Genomic DNA, 18,416 nt, shown 5'->3' on the forward strand with positions numbered 1-18,416 from the left:
CCGACATGAACATGGCGACCAAGGTGGAACGGCTGGAAGAGCCGGAATATGACGACGATGCCCCGCTCTACGAGGCCCGACGCAAGATCTACCCCATCGCCGTGCACGGCACCTTCCGCCGGATCAAATGGGCGCTGCTGATCATCACGCTGGGCATCTACTACCTTCTGCCCTTCCTGCGCTGGGACCGCGGGCCCAACGCGCCCTCGCAGGCGGTGCTGGTCGACCTCGCCAATGGGCGGTTCTATTTCTTCTTCATCGAAATCTGGCCGCAGGAAATCTACTACGTCACCGGCCTCTTGATCCTCGCCGCCCTGGTGCTGTTCCTGATGAACGCGGTCGCCGGGCGGCTGTGGTGCGGCTATCTGTGCCCGCAAACCGTGTGGACCGACCTGTTCCAGGCGATCGAGCGCATGGTCGAGGGCGACCCGCGCGAACGGCGCGAAAAGCTGAAGACCGCCTCGCGGACCCAGCGCGCCTTCGAGGCGGCGGCCAAGCATTCGCTGTGGCTGATGGTGGCGTGGTGGACCGGCGGCGCCTGGGTGCTGTATTTCGCCGACGCGCCGACGCTGGTGTGGCAGCTCTTCACCGGCACCGCGCCGCTGATGGCCTATCTCTGGATCGGCATTCTCACCTTCACCACCTATGTGCTCGCCGGCCATATGCGCGAGCAGGTGTGCACCTATATGTGCCCCTGGCCGCGCATCCAGGCGGCGCTGACAGACGAATACGCCTTCAACGTCACCTACCGCTATGATCGCGGCGAGCCGCGCGGCTCGTTCAAGAAGACCGAGGCGCTGCGCGCGGCGGGCGTGGCGGCCGGCGACTGCATCGACTGCAAGCAATGCGTCGCCGCCTGCCCGACCGGGGTCGACATCCGCCTCGGCAGCCAGCTCGCCTGCATCCAGTGCGGCCTGTGCATCGACGCCTGCGACACGGTGATGAACAAGGTCGGCCGCCCCACCGGGCTGATCGCCTACGACACCGAGATGAATGTCGAGCGCCGCATGAAGGGGTTGGCGCCGGTGACCCGGGTGCTGCGCGCCCGCACCCTGCTCTATGCCGGGCTGATCGTCATCGTCGGCGGCATCATGGTGGCGACGCTGGCGATGCGCGGCTCGGAAGGCGTCTCGGTCATCCATGACCGCAACCCGCTGTTCGTGCGGCTGTCGGACGGCTCGCTGCGCAATGCCTACACGCTGCGCATCGTCAACAAGCAGTCGCTGCCGCGCCGCTTCGCCATCGCGGTCGAGGGTGTGCCGGAGGCGCGGCTGGAGGTGGTGGGCGGCATTTCCGAGACCGAGAACGGCCATCCCGTGGTCGAGGTCGGGCCGGACCAGACCTATGAGCTGCGGGCGCTCGTCTCCACCTCGGCCAAGCTGCCGGCCAATGCCTCGCTGCCGGTCACCTTCTCCGTCACCGATGTCGTCGGCGGCGAGACCTCGACCGCACCCGACCATTTCAAGGGCCCCTGAGCCGAAGCGGAGGATGACATGGCCCCACCCATGAGCGCGCGCGAGCCGCAGGCCGGTCGGCCGCTGACCGGCCGGACCGTGCTGGTCTGCCTCATCGCCTTTTTCGGCGTGGTGTTCACCGCCAATTTCTTCCTGGTGCGGGCGGCGGTGACCAGCTTCGGCGGGGTGGAGACGGAAAGCTCCTACAAGGCCGGGCTCGCCTTCAAGGCGGAGGCCGAGGCCGCCGCCGCGCAGGCCGCCCGCCACTGGCAGGTCGACGCCCATGTCGAGCCGGGCCGTGTCGAGGTCGCCGCGCGCGATGCCAGCGGCCGCCCGCTCGCCGATGTCGACCTCGCGGCGACACTGCGCCACCCGACCGACCGCCGCTTCGACGTGACCCTCGATCCCGTCGTCATCGGCGCTGGAAAGTGGCGTGCCAGCGATGCCGTCACCGCCGGGCAATGGGAACTGGTGATCGAGCTTTCCCGCGACGGCGAGCGACTGTTCCGCTCCACCAACCGCGTCGTCATCCGCTAGACCAGAGCGTACCATGGCTGCGCAGGCTCTTTCTCTCCCGGCGACCGCCTCCCTGCCCGCTACCCCGGCGGCGCAGGACTATTCGCTGTTCCTGCGCCGCGACCCGGCCGGACAGGCGGAAATGGCCTTCGCGGTGGAGGGGATCGACTGTGCCGCCTGCATCGACGAGATCGAGGATGGCTGCGAGGCGCTGCCCGGAATCGCGCGGGCACGGCTGAACTACACCACCCACCGCCTCACCATCGGCTGGGAGGCGAAGGCGGAGCCCGCCCCGGCGCGGGTGCTGGAGGCACTGGCGAAGGCGGGCTACCGCGCCTATCCCTTCGAGGCCGACCGGCTGGAGGAGATCGACAACGCCACCTCGCGGCACCTGCTGCGCTGCCTCGGCGTCGCCGGCTTCGCGGCGATGAACATCATGCTGCTCTCGGTGTCGGTGTGGTCGGGCAATGTCACCGACATCACCCCCGAGACACGCGATTTCTTCCACTGGCTGTCGGCGCTGATCGCGCTTCCCGCCGCCGCCTATGCCGGCCAGCCCTTCTTCCAGAGCGCGATCCGCGCCCTGAAGTTACGCGCGCTGAACATGGACGTGCCGATCACGCTCGGCGTGCTGCTGGCGCTCAGTGTCTCCGTGTTCGAGACGCTGCACCATGCCGAGCACGCCTATTTCGATTCGGCGGTGATGCTGCTGTTCTTCCTGCTGGCGGGCCGCTATCTCGACCATGCGATGCGCCGGCGCACGCGGGCGGAGGCCGGCAATCTCGCGGCGCTGAAAGCCGTGTCCGCCAACCGCATCGAACCGGACGGGCGGCTCGTCACCGTGCCCGCCGCCGCGGTGAAGCCGGGCGACGAGGTGATGCTGCGGGCGGGCGAACGCGCGCCGGTGGACGGCCTCGTGCTCTCCGGCACCGCCTCGGTCGATGAAAGCCTCGTCACCGGCGAGACGCTGCCGCGCAGCCTCAGCGTCGGCGCCACGGTGCATGCCGGCAGCCTCATTCATGACGGCGTGCTGCGGCTGAAGACCGTCGCGGCCGGCGAGGACACGTTTCTCGACGAGATCGAGCGGCTGCTCGACAAGGCCTCGACCGCGCGCGGGCGCTATATCCGCCTCGCCGACCGCGCCGCCCGGCTCTACGCGCCGATGGTCCACACCACGGCGCTGCTGGCGCTGATCGGCTGGCTGATCGCCGGCGCCTCGCTGCACCAGGCGGTGCTGATCGCGGTGGCGGTGCTGATCATCACCTGCCCCTGCGCGCTGGCGCTGGCCGTGCCGGCGGTGCAGGTGGTGGCGGCGGGCACGCTGATGCGCGCCGGCGTGCTGATCCATTCCGGCGACACGTTCGAGCGGCTCGCCGAAATCGACACGGTCGCCTTCGACAAGACCGGCACGCTGACCCTGCCGGAGCCGAGCCTTTCCGACGCGGGCGATGTGCCGGCGCCGCTGCTCGCCATCGCGGCGCGGCTGGCGCTTTCCAGCACCCATCCGCTGGCGCGGGCGATCGCCGCCGCGCATCCCGACGCCCTGCCGCTCGACGGCGTGCGCGAGGTGCCGGGCGCGGGTGTCGAGGTGGAGATCGACGGTGTGACGGCGCGGCTCGGCAGCCCGGCCTTTTGCGGCTGCGAGGCGCTGGCGGCCGAACGCGCCGCCCGCGCGCCGGAAGCCTCGCTGGTCGCGGTGCGGCTGGGGGAGGCCTGCGCCGTGCTCGACATTCGCCAGGCGCTGCGGCGCGACGCCCGTGCGGTGATCGACGAATTGCGCGCCGCCGGGCTCAAGGTGGTGCTGCTCTCCGGCGACCGGCGCGCGGCGGTGGCGGCGGTGGCGGGCGAACTCGGCGTCAGCGACTGGTGGGCGCAGATGCGTCCGGGCGACAAGATCGCCGTTCTGGAAAGCCTCGACGCCAAGGGGCACGGCGTGCTGATGGTGGGCGACGGCCTCAATGACGCGCCCTCGCTCGCCAGCGCCCATGTCTCGCTGTCGCCGATCAGCGCCGCCGATGTGACGCGCGCGCAGGCCGACGCGGTGTTTCTCGGCGATAAGCTGGCGCCTGTCGCCATCGCGCTGAAGGTGGCGCGGCAGGCGCGGCATCTGATGCGGCAGAATCTTGTCATCGCGGTGATCTATAATCTCGTCGCCGTGCCGCTGGCGGTGGCCGGTTTCGTGACGCCGCTGGTGGCGGCGCTGGCCATGTCCGGCTCATCGGTTATCGTGACGCTGAACGCGCTGCGGGCGCGGCAGGGCGGCCTCGCCGCCGGGGAAAAGGAGGCGGCATGAGCGTGCTGCTCTATCTGGTGCCGGCGGCGCTGAGCCTCGGCCTGCTCGGGCTGGTGGCCTTCCTCTGGTCGCTGCGCAGCGGGCAGTATGACGATATCGAGGGCGCGGCGGTGCGCGTGCTCTCCGATGACGATCTGCACGAAGCGGGGCATGAGCGCCCGGACCGCAACGCGCTGACCGGCGAGCCGCGGGCATGAGCGCGAGCGAGTACTTCGACGCCGATACCGAGGCGGCGCGCGCCGGCCGGCTCGGCTGCGCCTGCCCGGAAGACGCGCCGCGCGTGCTGCGCCGCTCGCTCGGGCTCGGGCGGCTGGCCGGCGGCTTCGCCCTCGTGGTGCTGGCGCAGGCGCTGACGCTGGGCGCGCTGCCGCTCGCCGGGGCGATGCTGGCGCCGCGCCCGGACCTCGCCGCCCTGCCGCTCGCCGCGCTGCTGCTGGGCGCGGCGCTGGCGAGCCTGCCCGCCAGCGTCCTGCTCGACAATTTCGGCCGGCGCGCCGCCTTCGCGCTCGGCGCCAGCCTTGGCGTCGCCGGCGGGCTGATGGCGGCCTATGCGATGGCGCTCGGCGCCTTCCCGATGCTGGTGCTGGGCGCCGCCTGGCTCGGCGCGGCGCAAGGCTTCGGCATGTTCTACCGCCACGCGGCGGCCTTCGGTGCCGCCACCGGGGCGCGGGCGGGCATGGTGGCACGCCTCATCGGCGCCGGGGCGCTGGCGGGCCTCGCCGGGCCGCTGCTCGCCGGGGCGGCGGAAGCGGCCTTCGCCCCCTATACTTTCGCCGGCACGCTGATCCTCGCCGCGCTGGCGCAGCTCGGCGCGCTGGCCTTCGCCGTGCTGCTGCCCGAGGCGCGCTTCTCGCATGCCGATCTCACGGTCGAGGCTATGGCGCAGCCGCAGGAACGCCCGGCGCCGCTGGCCTGGCGGGCGCTGGTGGCCCCGACACTGATCGGCGCGCTGGCCTGGGGGGCGATGACGTCAGCCATGGCCGGTGCGCCGCTGTCGCTGGCCGGCTGCGGGGTCGGTGTGCCGCTGATTTCCGGCGTCGTCGCCTGGCATGTGGTGGCGATGTACGCGCCGGCGCTGGCCGGCGGGATGCTGGTGCGCCGGATCGGCGCGACGCCACTGGCGCTGCTCGCCCTCGCGCTGTGCCTTGGCGCGGCTGTGGCGGTGACGCAGGCGAGCGAGGCGGTGACGATCTCGCTCGCTTTTCTCGTGGTCGGCGCCGGCTGGGCGCTGGCGAGCCTTGCCACCACGCTGATGCTGCATGGCGCCGGCACGCCCAACCGGCTGCAGCTCGCCGCCCATGACGGCGCGCTGCTCGCCGCCGCGCTCGCCGGCGTGCTGATCTAGCTTTCCTCGCGCGTCATCCCGGACGGCCGCAGGCCGATCCGCGAGACGGACCTCTGTGCGATATTGACGCCCGCGACGGTTTATGTAAGTGATCGTTCACTGACATTGCGGTGAGGGATCAGGCATGTTCACGCGGCTGATGACGGCACGGCGCTTCGCGCCGCTGTTCTGGTGCCAGTTTTTCGCGGCGTTCAACGACAATTTCGTGAAGAACGCCATGGCGCTGCTGATCCTCTACGGCATCGCCCATGTGAATGGAGGCGCGCTGGTGACGCTGGCGGGCGGCGTGTTCATCCTGCCCTTCTTCCTGTTCTCCTCGCTCGGCGGCCAGCTTGCCGACCGCTACGACAAGGCGCTGATCGCCCGCCGGGTGAAGTTCGCCGAAATCTGGATCGTGCTCATCGCCAGCGCCGGCTTCGTCATCCAGTCGATCCCGCTGCTGTTCCTCGGCCTGTTCCTCATGGGCACGCTGAGCGCGCTGTTCGGGCCGGTGAAATACGGCATCCTGCCCGATCACCTCGCCAAGGACGAACTGGTCTCCGGCAATGCGCTGATCGAGATGGCGACCTTCGCCGCCATTCTCGGCGGCACGGTGGGCGGGGCGCTGGCCTTCACCCACACGGGCGAATGGGCGGTGGCCGGCTTCACCTTCGTGCTCGCCGTCATCGCCTGGCTTTCCGCCCGCGCCATTCCGCCGACGCTGCCCGGCGCGCCGGACCTCAAAATCGACCGCAACATCTGGCGCAGCACGATGACGCTGCTCGCCGACATCCGCGCCGAGCGGCCGATCTGGCGCGGGGCGCTGATCGTCTCCTGGTTCTGGCTGGTCGGCGGCGTGGTGCTCTCGCTGCTGCCCACCCTGGTGAAGGACAATATCGGCGGGCTGGAAAGCGTCGTCACCCTGTTCCTCGTGCTGTTCACCATCGGCGTCGCCATCGGCTCGACGCTGGCGGCGAAACTGTCGGAAGGGCGCATCCTGCTGGCGCTGGTGCCGGCGGCGGGGCTGCTGATGGGCGTGTTCGCGCTCGATCTCGCCTGGCTGATGGGCACGCTCGCCCCCGCCGCCCAGCCGATCGGCTGGGACGAATTCCTCACCTCCGGCGCCGGCGTGCATGCCGCCATCGGGCTGATCGGCCTTGCCGCCGCCGGCGGCGCCTTCGTGGTGCCGACCTTCGCCTTCGTGCAGGCCGCCGCTGGCGAGGACCGCCGCGCCCGGGTGATCGCCGGCAACAATGTGCTGAACGCCGCCTTCATGGTGGCGGGCGCGGTGATCGTCGCCGGCCTGCAATTCGCCGGCTTCACCGCCCCCGCGCTGCTGGGCGTGATCGGCGCGGCGAGCCTGATCGTCGCCATCCTCGCCGGCCGCGCCTTTCAGGGGCAGGTGATGCGCGACCTGATCAAGCTGGTGTTCCGTGTGCTGTTCCGCGTCGAGGTGACGGGGGCGGAGCATCTGAAGGCCGCCGGCCCCGGCTCGGTGATCGCCATCAACCATGTGAGCTTCCTCGACGCGCCGCTGATCATGGCGCTGCTCGACAATGACCCGGTCTTCGCCGTCGACCGCACCATCGCCGAGGCCTGGTGGGTGAAGCCCTTCCTCAAGCTGGTGCGCGCCTTCCCGCTCGACCCGACCAAGCCGATGGCGACCCGCGACCTGATCCGCCAGGTGCAGCAGGGCGAGCAATTGGTGATCTTCCCCGAGGGGCGCATCACCGTCACCGGCTCGATCATGAAGATCTATGACGGCTCGGCGCTGATCGCCGACAAGGCCGACGCGCCCGTGGTGCCGGTGCGGATCGAAGGGCTGGAGCAGACCTATTTCTCCCGCCTCGACGGCCACCAGACCCGCAAGCGCCTGTTCCCGAAGGTGCGCGTCACCATCCTGCCGCCGCGCAAGCTGAAGGTCGACAAGGAGCTGTTCGGCCGCAAGCGCCGGCGCGCGGCGGGCGCGGCGCTCTATGACGTGATGAGCGATCTCGTCTTCGAGACCAGCCACACCAATGTCACCGTCTATCAGGCGGTGGAGGACGCGGCGGTGCGGCTCGGCATGAAGCGCATCGTGCTGGAAGACCCGCTCGGCACCATCCTGTCCTATCGCAAGCTGCTGCTGGGGGCGAAGATCCTCGGCGACAAGCTGGCGAAGGAAACCGCGCCGGGCGAGAAGGTGGGCGTGCTGCTGCCCAACGCCGCCGGCATCGCCGTGGTGCTGATGGGCCTTTCCCGCCATGGCCGCGTGCCTGTCATGCTGAACTACACCGCCGGCGCCACCAATCTCGTCACCGCCTGCAAGGCGGCGGAGGTGAAGCTGGTGGTCGCCTCGCGCGCCTTCATCGAAAAGGCGCGGCTGGAGGCGGAGGTGGCGGAACTGGAAAAGCATGTGCGGGTGCTGATGAGCGAGGATATCCGCGCCTCGGTCACCACGCCGGACAAGCTGCGCGCCCTGCTGCCGCTGCCCGCGCCCAAGCCCGCCCATCCCGACGATCCGGCCTTCGTGCTGTTCACCTCAGGCTCGGAAGGCACGCCGAAGGGCGTCGTGCTCTCCCACCGCAACATCCTGACCAATGTGGCGCAGGTGGCGGCGCGCATCGACTTCTCGCCCGCCGACATCATGTTCAACGTGCTGCCGGTGTTCCATTCCTTCGGGCTCACCGGCGGGCTGGTGTTGCCGATGGTGTCGGGGCTGAAGACCTATCTCTACCCCTCTCCGCTGCACTACCGGATCATCCCGGAGCTGGTTTACGCCACCAATGCCACCGCCATTGTCGGCACCGACACCTTCCTCATGGGCTATGCCCGCACCGCCAACCCCTATGATTTCCGCTCGCTGCGCTTCGTGGTGGCGGGGGCCGAGCCGGTGAAGATGGAAACCCGGCGGGTGTGGATGGAGAAGTTCGGCCACCGCATCCTTGAAGGCTATGGCGTCACCGAATGCGCGCCGGTGCTGGCGGTGAACACGCCGATGTTCAACCGCGTCGGCACGGTGGGGCGCATGTTGCCGGGCATCCATCACCGGCTGGAGACCATGGCCGGCATCGAGGAAGGCGGCAGGCTGCAGGTGCGCGGGCCCAATGTGATGCTCGGCTATCTCCGCGCGGAGAAGCCCGGCGTGATCGAGCCGCCGGAGCACGGCTGGTACGACACCGGCGACATCGTCAGCTTCGACGAGGAGGGCTTCGTCGCCATTCGCGGCCGGGTGAAGCGCTTCGCCAAGATTGCCGGCGAGATGATCTCGCTCGCCGCCGTCGACGCCATGGTGGCGACGCTGCGGCCCGATGCCGAGCATGTCGCGGTGGCGGTGCCGGATGCGCGGCGCGGCGAGCGCATCATCCTGATGACCACCGCGCCGGACCTGACCCGCGCCGCGCTGCAGGCGCATGGCCGCGAGCGCGGCGTGACCGAGCTGATGATCCCGGCCGAGATCCTGCGCATGGACGAACTGCCGCTGCTCGGCTCCGGCAAGGTGGACTTCACCCGGGCGCGCGCCATCGCGCTGGAAATGCTGGCCGCGCGGGCCCCGGCCGGGGAGGGGGCATGAGTGCCCCCGCCCGGCGCGGCCGCGACGGGGCGGATACGCGCGCGCGCATCGAGGCGGTGGCGCTGGAACTCTTCGCCCAGAAGGGCGTCGCCGCCACCTCGGTGCGCGACATCGCGCTTGGCGTCGGGGTGAGCGAGGGCGCGCTCTACCGGCATTTCCCCTCCAAGGAGCAATTGGCGCGCGAGCTTTTCCTCACCCGCTATGCCGGGCTGGCGGCGGAGATCTGCGCCATCGACGCCGCCGAGCCGGAACTTGAGCCCAAGCTGCGGGCGGTGGTAGGGCTCGCCTGCGAGCTGTTCGATTCCGAGCCGGCGCTGTTCGCCTATCTGCTCATCCACCAGCACGAACATCTCGGCGGCGTGCCGGAGGCGCCGGAGGAGAATGTGGTGGAAGCGGTGGCGCAGATGCTGCGCGGGGCCGGTGTGCCGCCGGCGCGGGTGACGCTGGCGAGCGCGCTGGCGCTGGGCTGCGTGGTGCAGCCGGCGGTGTTCGCGCTCTATGGCCGGATAAAAGGCCCGCTGGCGGCGCAGGCGGAGGCCATCGCCGAAAGCGTAATTTCGATAATTAGGAATATATAATCATTATTTAATTACTAAATAGTAATTTGTGGTCGACGTGTATTCTTTTTATTTCAATTATTGCATTTCTTATTTCAGTATTTATGTCTCTGATCTCGGATATTATTTCTGATTTATCATCGTCTATTGATTTTTTCAGTATTTCGCTTTTTTCGTAAAATCTAGTCTGCAAAAATTGCGCTCTTTTTGTCGCGTAATAGGCCTCTGAGAAGTATGATCTCAATTCAGATTTCGAATCTGATTTTTTCAGCAATGCGATCCATTCAAGATTTCTATTAACTATCCCGAACACAATATCAACTTGATTTACGTATTCAAACCAAATCTCTCCTCGTGCTTGATGATGATTTACTATTTTTTCCAGAAGCTGCTGAAAGTGCTGTCCGTGTTCAAGAAATACAGCTTTCGCCGTCTTCCTGCGTTCCAGCCCCTGTAAGAACTGCTGGATGCAAAGAGCAATAATAGAGCCGGCGGCGGCGAGGAACCCGCCAACCACCGCGCCCAGAAAAGCGTCACTCGAAAACAGGGGTGAAGCTGATTCGATCATTTTTGCATTCTAGAACAGCTTCATGCCGGGAGGGATCGGCAGGCCGGCGGTGATCGCCTGCGTCTTCTCCTGCACGATGCGCTCGCCCTTGGCGCGGGCGTCGGCATGGGCGGCGACGATCAGGTCTTCCAGAATTTCGGCTTCGTCCGGGTTGAGCAGGCTCGGGTCGATATGGATCGCCTTCAGCGCGCCCTTGGCGGAGACGCGCACCGTGACCATGCCGCCGCCGGCGGCGCCGTCGACCTCGATGGCTTCAAGCTCCGCCTGGAGCTGCTCCATCTTCGACTGCATCTCCTTCACCTTGGACATGATGCCGAGAAGGTCTTTCATCGGGAAACTCCTGTGTCAGAATTCGATCTCGTCATCCGCGCCCGGCCCGTCGTCGCGGGCGGCCATCAGATCGGCGTCGGTCATGTCGGCATCGCCGGTGAAGCCGGCGGGCTCCTCCGGGGCGAGGGAGCGCACATCGACGATGGTGGCGCCGGGAAACCGCGCCAGCGCCGCCGCCACCAGCGGGTCGGCGCGCACGCCGGTCATCATCGCGTCGCGCTGGGCGGCGGCCTTCTCGGCCAGCGTCGGCTCGCCCTCTTCGCGCGACAGGGCGACCAGCCAGCGCCGGCCGGTCCATTCCGACAGCTTGGACTGAAGTTCCTGAATGAGGTTCGGCGCGCCGCCGGGGGCAAGCGCGACTTCCATCTGCCCGTCCTCGAAGGCGACGAGGCGCACGCTGTTTTCCAGCGCGAATTTGAGCTTGAGGTCGCGCCTTGCGGCGGCGAGGGCGACAAGGTCCTCGAAGCTCGCCACGGCGAGGCCGGGTGTGGGCGCGGGCGCCGGTGCGGCCGGGCGCGGCGTGGCGCGCGAGGCGACGGAGAGGTGACTTGCGGCGGTCGGCGCCGCCGAGGGGGCGTGCGAAGGCGCGGGGAAGCTGCGCGGGGCGGTCGCCGCCATCGCCGAACCGCCGCCACCGGACCCGCCGCCTCCAGAACCGTTGCCCATCGGCGCGCCGCCACCACCGGAAGGCCGGCCGGCGGGCGCATCCGCCGCGCCGTCGCGCAGGCGGCGCAGCGCCTCGTCCGGGGTTGGCAGGTCGCTGGCATAGGCGAGGCGCACCAGCACCATTTCCGCCGCCTGCATCGGCTTGGCCGCCTGCTGCACCTCACCGAGGCCCTTGGTGAGCATCTGCCAGGCGCGCGAGAGCACCCGCATGGACAGGCCGCGGGCGAACTCCCGCCCGCGCAGGCGCTCGGCCTCCACCAGCGCCGCATCGTCCGCCGTCTCGGGCAGGATCTTCATGCGGGTGACGAGATGGGTGAACTCGGCGAGATCGGCGATCACCACCGCCGGATCGGCGCCGGAATCATATTGTTCGCGCAGTTCGGTCAGCGCCAGGGCGATGTCGCCCTTCATCAGCGCCTCGAACAGGTCGATCACCCGGCCGCGATCGGCGAGGCCGAGCAGCGCGCGCACCTGTTCGCCATGCACCATGCCCCCCGTCGCCTGCCCGCCGGAATGGGCGATGGCCTGGTCGAGAAGCGAGAGCGCGTCGCGCACCGAGCCTTCCGCCGCGCGGGCGATGAGGCTCAGCGCCTCGGCGTCGATGCCGACCCCTTCCGATGCGCAGATGCCCTGGAGGTGCCGCGCCAGCGTGCCGGCCTCGACCCGGCGCAGATCGAAGCGCTGGGTGCGCGAGAGCACCGTGACCGGCACCTTGCGGATTTCCGTGGTGGCGAAGATGAACTTCACATGCTCGGGCGGCTCTTCCAGCGTCTTCAGCAGGCCGTTGAAGGCCGCTGTGGAGAGCATGTGCACTTCGTCGATGATGAACACCTTGTAGCGCGCCAGCACCGGCTTGTAGCGCGCCGCCTCGATGATCTCGCGGATGTCGCCGATGCCGGTATTGGACGCGGCGTCCATTTCCTGCACGTCGACATGGCGGCTTTCGATGATGTCGCGGCAATGGCGGCCGAGCACCGGCATGTCCAGCGTCGGCGCGCCACCACCGGCGGGGCCGTCGGCCGGCTCGTAATTGAGCGCGCGGGCGAGGATGCGGGCGGTGGTGGTCTTGCCTACCCCGCGCACGCCGGTGAGGATATAGGCCTGCGCGATGCGCCCGGAGGCGAAGGCATTGCCCAGCGTCCGCACCATCGCCTCCTGGCCGATCAGGTCGGCGAAGGTCTGCGGGCGGTATTTGCGCGCCAGCACGCGATAAGGCGCGGGCGCGGCGGCCGGCGCCAGCGCGGGCACCGCCGGGGCGATGCCGAGGTCGAAGCCCGGCGTGTCGTCGGCGGGCGTCTGGTCATGCCTGTCGGGGGTGTCGGCGCTCATGGCCCCTTCATAGCATCGCCGGCGGCGGATCGCGCAACGCGGCGACGACGGGGCGGACAAATTTCCGGGGACGGCGGGAGGCCGGAGCGCGCGCTACAGCCGCCATTTCACCGCGAGCGAGCCGGTCTGGTTGAGATAGGCGGAGGGGCTCGCCTGCACATCGTAGCGCGCCTCGAAGCTCAGCGTCTCGGAGCGCTGGGCGACGAGGCCGAGCCCGGCAGTGAACAGCCAGGGCGACAGGTCGGCGCCGGGCGTGACGAAAGGATCGCCGCCGCCGGCAAAGGCGGCGGTGACGCCGCCGGTGTCGCCGATGAGATCATAGCCGACGCTGCCGCGCGCCGTCAGTGCCAGCGTCTCGGTCAGCGCATAGCGCAAGGCGAGTTCGCCGGAGAGAAAGAGTTCGCGATAGGTCTGGCCGTCCACCGCGAGGTTGAGCGGGCCGGCGCCGGTCTCGCTGTAGCTGTCCGCGTCGACGCCGAGGAAATCGAGCCGTACCGCCGGCATCAGCGTCAGCCCGCCGCCGGCCGGCAGCGTGCCGCGCAGCCGCGCGCCGAGCTGGAGCACGCGGCTCTGGTAATCGCCCTGCGCCTGCGTGCCCATGAAGCCGATAGTGCGCGAGGTGTCGGTGTCGACCAGCCCGGCATTGACCAGCGCGCTGAGGTCGAGCCCCTCGCCCAGCGCGTAGGAGCCATAGGCGCCGAGCGTATAGGAGCGCAGATTGGCGGTGCCGGTGGCGAGATTGGCCCGCGCGGCATCGGTGTCGGCGGAAACGCCGGTGGAGGTGAAGGCGAACAGCGCGCCAGCGCGGAACGCCCCGTCGAAGCTGCGGTCGACGCCGAAGGCGGCGCCGCCGCCATCGAAGCTGTAGCCCGGCACGCCGCCGATGGCGCTCTGATGGCCGCCGCCGCCGAGCGGGCGCACCCAGGCCCGGCTGGTCTCCGGCGCCGCGTCCAGCCGCTCGGTCACGACCTGCCCGAGCATGCGCTGGATGTTCGCGGTCGCCTCGGTGGCGGCGCCGGCGAGCACCGGCAGCGTCTGGCTGATCGCGCCCGACAGAGCGGGGCCGCCGAGATCGTTGAGGGTGAGCGTGACCGGCGCCATCGCGCCGAACAGCCCGTCCGTGGTGCCGGCGACGGCATAGAGCGTGCGGGCGGCGCCGAGGGCGGCGGCGGTGCCGGTCGCCGCCACTGTCTCGACATAGGGGCGCACGACGGTCGTCTGGGTGATGTCGCCGGTGAAGACGGCTGAGGAATCATAGGTGCCGAGCAGCATCTGCGCGTCCGAGGCGTCGCCCTCGATGCCGCCATAGAGGCTGGCGAGCTCGCCATCGGTGATCGTGTTGAACAGCACCCGCCCTTCCGGCGTGATCGAGCCGAGCAGGGTGAAGGCGGTGCCGTCCGGGCGCAGGCCCTCGCCCCAGAAATAGCCGCTCTTGTAGCCGGTGATGATGAAGGTGCCGGGCTGGGCGGTGCCGAACGCCTCCGGGCTGACGATCCGCCATGGCGTGCCCTGCGACCACGCCCATTGCGGCGAGAGATTGCTCGGCACCACCTGCGCTTCCGGCGGGGTGAAGACAGCGGGATCATAGGGCAGCATATAGGCCCAGTGGCTCACCAGCAGATCGGTGCCGATGATCATCTGCATTTCCATGCTGATCGTGTCGCCGATCGGCACCATTCGCCCGAGCCCGATGGTGCTGGGGCCGCCATCCGTGGAGGTGAACACCATGGAAATCTGGCCGGCCGGCGTGACCGTGCCCTGGATGGTCAGTTCCGAGGTCGAAACGATGGGGCCGATGGCCAGCGTGCCGGTGCTGGTGCCGGTGAACACGCCGTCGGTGGAGGTGCCGAGCGCCCACAGCGTCTGGTCGCCAATGGGCAGCGGATTGGCGAAGCTGGTGTCCGGGGCCGCATAGGCCAGCATTTGCGGGACGGTGACATACCAGTTGCTGTTGCTGAGGAGGGGGTCCCAGACCGACTGGGCCTGCGCCGCCGGGGCGAGGAAAAGCGCGCCGAGCACCGCCGCGATCGGACCTGCCGCCCGTTGCCCGGTCTGAGCGGCTCCGCGCCGCTGCTCCCGCCTGCCCCGCTTCAATGCTCGCCCTCCGCTGTTTCGGAGTAGCGAAAATGGCGGCAGGCGCCGTAAGGAGCAACCCGGGGCAGGGCGCTTCATGCCCCTATCCCTGCCGATTTTGGGTGCATTCGCCGGCATGGCCTCGCCCGGCGGGCGCCGGAACGGGCGGTGCGGGGCGTGGCATGGGTCGTGAGGTGGGAGGCTGGACAGAGACCCGATCCGGGCTCGTTGGGGCTGCTTCCTTCCGGACCTGACCCGGTTGGCGAGTGGCTCGTCCACCGCCAACCTCCCGCCGCCTATATCGTCCAGATGCGCGGGGGATGCAAGAGGGCGCATCAGTCTCGTTTCGGCACGGAAATTGGAGGTAGCAGATGGACAATATTCGGGTACGAACTATAAACCAAATTTATTATTTCTGCTAAATTTATATGATTATCTTTTGATATTTCGAGAGATAGATTCATTTTCTTGAATGTTAATCTATAGACTCTCTTATCTATGTGGGGGATAATTATCCTATTATCTACTGTATGTCGCATTATTTCTTTAGGTGAAAATGTTATTTCACATCGATGTCCAATGGCATTTCTCAATAGTTTTGCATTATTAAATTTATTGTCGAATTCAACTAATGCTCTATCCAATTCGTCACTTTTTGCAACGCTATTGAGATAAGGTACTTTGTGTAAATACGATTGCAAATAAGATATTATTTCCCTTATCCCAAAAACGGTCATTCCTGCATCTCGGGCGGCTATGTTTTTCCATCCATCTATAGTTCCACATATTTTATTTTTTGAAATAGTATTTAGTTTATCAATTTCTTTAATGAAATTATATTCTTGAATTTCAATTATCTCAAACAAAGATACTGCATTTATGAAATCGTTTAGCAACGAATTTAGATTAATCAAATTGTTAATATAGAAAACAAAATCTGCTCCCTCATCGCGAGGTAATGAAGATGCGATGGGATTAAAGATCCCAATATCGTATACGCCTTCTTCCCCAACTTTTGGCTTAATCATATATTTCGTCCAATTTAAGAAGGTTTTTGGGTGATTGTATTGCCTGAGCAGTTACGTCATCACCATGGATATATTCAAGGCGTCGCGTGTCCAAGGGGGGTATGATAACGAATTTGTATCATGGCCGTTTGTGGGCGCCTAGGGCGTCGCTGCGCTGCGGAAAGCCCCGGCTCAAAGCGTTGTGACCGTTGCGGCGTCAAGGTTAATTGAGTGGGCGCGATGAAGAGTGAATGTTACCAAACGTAAAGTCTCAATAGAGTCGAGTGAGAAAGTATCAACCGAAGGAGAGGTAAGTTGCTACGAGCGTTCGACGAAAATTCATCTGATTGTCATCAGTCGTCGCAAGTCGCCGATTCATCGCTCATCGGTGCGGCGCGGCGTCCTGAACGCACGGCGCGGCGGAGATACGGCGCCAGCGCTGGGCTCGCCGCGCTTCTCGCCGCGGGCGCGCTCACACTGGCCGGCCCGGCCACGGCGCAGACGGCACCGCCGGTGAACTCCCCGCCCGAGGTCACGACCTCGGCCGAGGAAGCCTATGCCCCCCAATCCGGCCAGCCCGGCAAGGATGTGGTGTGGGTGCCGACGCCCGATGCGCTGGTCGACCGAATGCTCGACATGGCGCAGGTGACGCCGCAGGACTATCTCGTTGATCTCGGCTCCGGCGACGGGCGCACGGTGATCGCGGCGGCCAAGCGCGGGCTGCGCGCCCATGGCATCGAGTACAATCCGGAGCTGGTCGCGCTGGCCAAGCGCCGCGCCGAGGCCGCCGGGGTGGCCGACCGCGCCAGCTTCGAGCAGGCGGATATTTTCGAGACCGATTTCACCAAGGCACAGGTGCTCACCCTGTTTCTGCTGCCGCAGCTCAATGAGCGGCTGCGCCCGCAGATCCTGGACATGGAGCCGGGCACGCGCGTCGTCTCCAACAGCTTCGCGATGGGCGACTGGGAGGCCGACCGCATCGACCGCCTCGCCGATGATTGCAGCCGCTGGTGCACGGCGCTGATGTGGATCGTGCCGGCCAAGGTGGAGGGCGAGTGGCGGCTGGGCGAGCAGACGCTGCGCCTGACCCAGACCTACCAGAACGTGTCGGGCGATCTCGGCGGCACGCCGATTGAGAAGGGCCGCGTCGTCGGCAAGGAACTGCACTTTTCCGCCGGCGGGATCGACTATGTCGGCGCGCTGGTCGGCGACAGCCTGTCCGGCACCGCTTCCGGCGGGCCGGTGAGGAACTGGACGGCGGTGCGCAGCTAAATTCGCCTTCCTGTTCGCCGCGACTTCCCCCGCCCGCCCTGCGGGCGGGCGCGCCCTGCCGCGCATCTTCCTTCCCCCCCCCAATCGGAGAGATCCCCGTGAAGCCCCTCGCGATCGCGCGCGATTCCGCTGTGGCCGCCGGCGCCGTCCGGGCGCAGGGCGCGCCGAAGCCGAGCCTTTCCGCGCTGGACGGCATTGCCATGCTGATCGGCATCGTCGTCGGCATCGGCATTTTCCGCACGCCGCAGATCGTCGCGCTCAACGTGTCCAGCGAATGGGCCTTTGTCGGCTTCTGGGTGATCGGCGGTGCCATCACCCTGATCGGCGCCTTCGTCTATGCCGAACTCGGCTCGGCCTATCCGCATGCCGGCGGCGAGTATCATTATCTGCGCCGCGCGCTCGGCCGGCCGGTGGCGCTGCTCTTCGCCTGGGCGCGGCTCACCGTGATCCAGACCGGCGCCATCGCGGCGGTGGCCTTCGTCTTCGGCGATTACGCTCACGGCATCCTGCCTCTCGGCCCCTGGGGCCCGGCGCTCTATGCCGCGGGGGCGATCCTGCTGTTCACCGCGATCAACCTGACGAGTTCGCGGCAGAGCCGGACGCTGCAACTGGTGTTCACCATCCTCACTTTGCTCGCCGTGCTCGCCATTGCCGGCTTCGGCCTCGCGCTGGGCAGCGCGCCGGCAGAGGCGACGACCGGCAGCGCCGGTTCGGCCAGCGGGGCGTTCGGCCTCGCCATGGTGCTGATCCTGCTCACCTATGGCGGCTGGAACGAGGTGGCCTATCTCTCCGGCGAGATGAAGGATGCGCGCCGTAACATGCCGCGCGTGCTGGTGGCGAGCGTGGCGGTCATCACCGGGCTCTATTTCCTCGTCAACCTCGCCTATCTCAGCGTGCTCGGCCTTGACGGGCTGCGCGCCAGCGATGTGGTGGCGGCCGACACGCTGCAGCGTCTCTTCGGCCCCGGCGCCGCGCTGGCGGTGGCGCTGCTGGTGTGCTTCGCCGCGCTGAGCACGATGAACGCCACCATCTTCACCGGCGCCCGGCTGTACTACTCGCTGGGGCGCGAACTCCCGCTTCTGGGCCGCATCGGCCTGTGGGAGGAGCGCAGCAATATGCCGGTCAACGCCATTCTGGCGCAGAGCGGCATCGCGCTGGCCCTCGTGCTGTTCGGCGCGAGCACCCGCGTCGGCTTCCAGGCGATGGTGGAATATACCGCGCCGGTGTTCTGGCTGTTCCTGCTGCTGGTGGGCGCGTCTTTCTTCATACTGCGCCGGCGCGAGAGCGGACAGGCGGGCCATTTCCGCGCGCCGCTCTATCCGCTGACCCCGGCGCTGTTCTGCCTGACCTGCGCCTATCTACTCTATGCCAGCATCGCCTATACCGGCTATGGCGCGCTGGTCGGGGTCGGCGTGCTGCTGGCGGGCGCGCCCTTCATCTGGCTCGGCCGCGCCGGCGCCCGGCCGGCCTGAGG

At 67.5% G+C, this 18,416-nt stretch carries 14 protein-coding genes and 1 other RNA gene; 9 read left to right on the forward strand and 6 right to left on the reverse strand.

Annotated elements, in window-relative coordinates:
• Nucleotides 1-5 precede the first annotated feature (5 nt).
• The 7 genes from ccoG to AAC979_RS20495 all read left to right on the forward strand — a co-directional run bounded on the left by ccoG (nucleotide 6) and on the right by AAC979_RS20495 (nucleotide 9,718).
• On the forward strand, nucleotides 6-1,475 hold the full coding sequence (ccoG, locus tag AAC979_RS20465) for a cytochrome c oxidase accessory protein CcoG (RefSeq protein WP_371348724.1): 1,470 nt from the start codon (nucleotides 6-8) through the stop codon (nucleotides 1,473-1,475).
• Nucleotides 1,476-1,493: 18 nt separating this feature from the next.
• The gene (locus AAC979_RS20470) at nucleotides 1,494-1,991 is read left to right on the forward strand and encodes a FixH family protein (RefSeq protein WP_371348725.1); all 498 of its coding nucleotides are present in this window, start codon (nucleotides 1,494-1,496) and stop codon (nucleotides 1,989-1,991) included.
• A gap of 13 nt (nucleotides 1,992-2,004) precedes the next feature.
• A complete protein-coding gene (locus AAC979_RS20475; protein WP_371348726.1) occupies nucleotides 2,005-4,263 on the forward strand; it encodes a heavy metal translocating P-type ATPase in 2,259 nt (752 codons plus the stop codon).
• Nucleotides 4,260-4,460, forward strand: coding sequence for a cbb3-type cytochrome oxidase assembly protein CcoS (gene ccoS, locus AAC979_RS20480; protein WP_371348727.1), 201 nt, complete (start codon nucleotides 4,260-4,262; stop codon nucleotides 4,458-4,460). The genes AAC979_RS20475 and ccoS overlap by 4 nt, the downstream gene beginning before the upstream one ends.
• Entirely contained in the window at nucleotides 4,457-5,608 is a 1,152-nt protein-coding gene (locus AAC979_RS20485; protein ID WP_371348728.1) for an MFS transporter, read from the forward strand. The genes ccoS and AAC979_RS20485 overlap by 4 nt, the downstream gene beginning before the upstream one ends.
• Nucleotides 5,609-5,732: 124 nt before the next feature.
• On the forward strand, nucleotides 5,733-9,140 hold the full coding sequence (locus AAC979_RS20490; RefSeq protein WP_371348729.1) for an acyl-[ACP]--phospholipid O-acyltransferase: 3,408 nt from the start codon (nucleotides 5,733-5,735) through the stop codon (nucleotides 9,138-9,140).
• Nucleotides 9,137-9,718 carry a TetR/AcrR family transcriptional regulator gene (locus AAC979_RS20495; RefSeq protein ID WP_371348730.1) on the forward strand — a complete coding sequence of 194 codons (582 nt, stop codon included), beginning with the start codon at nucleotides 9,137-9,139 and terminating at the stop codon, nucleotides 9,716-9,718. Before AAC979_RS20490 ends, AAC979_RS20495 begins: the two co-directional genes overlap by 4 nt.
• 7 nt (nucleotides 9,719-9,725) lie before the next feature.
• Here the strand turns inward: AAC979_RS20495 and AAC979_RS20500 are convergent, their stop codons facing one another.
• The 6 genes from AAC979_RS20500 to AAC979_RS20525 all read right to left on the reverse strand — a co-directional run bounded on the left by AAC979_RS20500 (nucleotide 9,726) and on the right by AAC979_RS20525 (nucleotide 15,691).
• Nucleotides 9,726-10,265 (reverse strand): hypothetical protein, encoded by a 540-nt coding sequence (locus tag AAC979_RS20500; RefSeq protein ID WP_371348731.1) that lies wholly within the window; start codon nucleotides 10,263-10,265, stop codon nucleotides 9,726-9,728.
• Between the two features lie 9 nt (nucleotides 10,266-10,274).
• A complete protein-coding gene (locus AAC979_RS20505; protein WP_244379191.1) occupies nucleotides 10,275-10,595 on the reverse strand; it encodes a YbaB/EbfC family nucleoid-associated protein in 321 nt (106 codons plus the stop codon).
• Nucleotides 10,596-10,610: 15 nt separating this feature from the next.
• Nucleotides 10,611-12,590: a DNA polymerase III subunit gamma/tau gene (locus tag AAC979_RS20510; protein ID WP_371348732.1), complete on the reverse strand. Its 1,980-nt coding sequence runs from the start codon at nucleotides 12,588-12,590 to the stop codon at nucleotides 10,611-10,613.
• Nucleotides 12,591-12,683: 93 nt separating this feature from the next.
• On the reverse strand, nucleotides 12,684-14,609 hold the full coding sequence (locus AAC979_RS20515; RefSeq protein WP_371348733.1) for an autotransporter outer membrane beta-barrel domain-containing protein: 1,926 nt from the start codon (nucleotides 14,607-14,609) through the stop codon (nucleotides 12,684-12,686).
• A 247-nt stretch (nucleotides 14,610-14,856) separates the two neighbouring features.
• Nucleotides 14,857-14,954, reverse strand: an RNA gene (ffs, locus tag AAC979_RS20520) — signal recognition particle sRNA small type.
• A gap of 44 nt (nucleotides 14,955-14,998) precedes the next feature.
• Nucleotides 14,999-15,691: a hypothetical protein gene (locus AAC979_RS20525; RefSeq protein WP_371348734.1), complete on the reverse strand. Its 693-nt coding sequence runs from the start codon at nucleotides 15,689-15,691 to the stop codon at nucleotides 14,999-15,001.
• 492 nt (nucleotides 15,692-16,183) lie between these two features.
• Between AAC979_RS20525 and AAC979_RS20530 the strand changes: the two genes are divergently transcribed.
• Nucleotides 16,184-16,942: a cyclopropane-fatty-acyl-phospholipid synthase family protein gene (locus AAC979_RS20530; protein WP_371348735.1), complete on the forward strand. Its 759-nt coding sequence runs from the start codon at nucleotides 16,184-16,186 to the stop codon at nucleotides 16,940-16,942.
• A 98-nt stretch (nucleotides 16,943-17,040) separates the two neighbouring features.
• Complete coding sequence (locus AAC979_RS20535; protein ID WP_371348736.1) at nucleotides 17,041-18,414, forward strand: APC family permease; 1,374 nt, start codon at nucleotides 17,041-17,043, stop codon at nucleotides 18,412-18,414.
• Nucleotides 18,415-18,416 lie beyond the last annotated feature (2 nt).

The sequence above is a fragment of the Ancylobacter sp. IITR112 genome (genome assembly GCF_041415945.1).
Classification (GTDB): Bacteria; Pseudomonadota; Alphaproteobacteria; order Rhizobiales; family Xanthobacteraceae; genus Ancylobacter.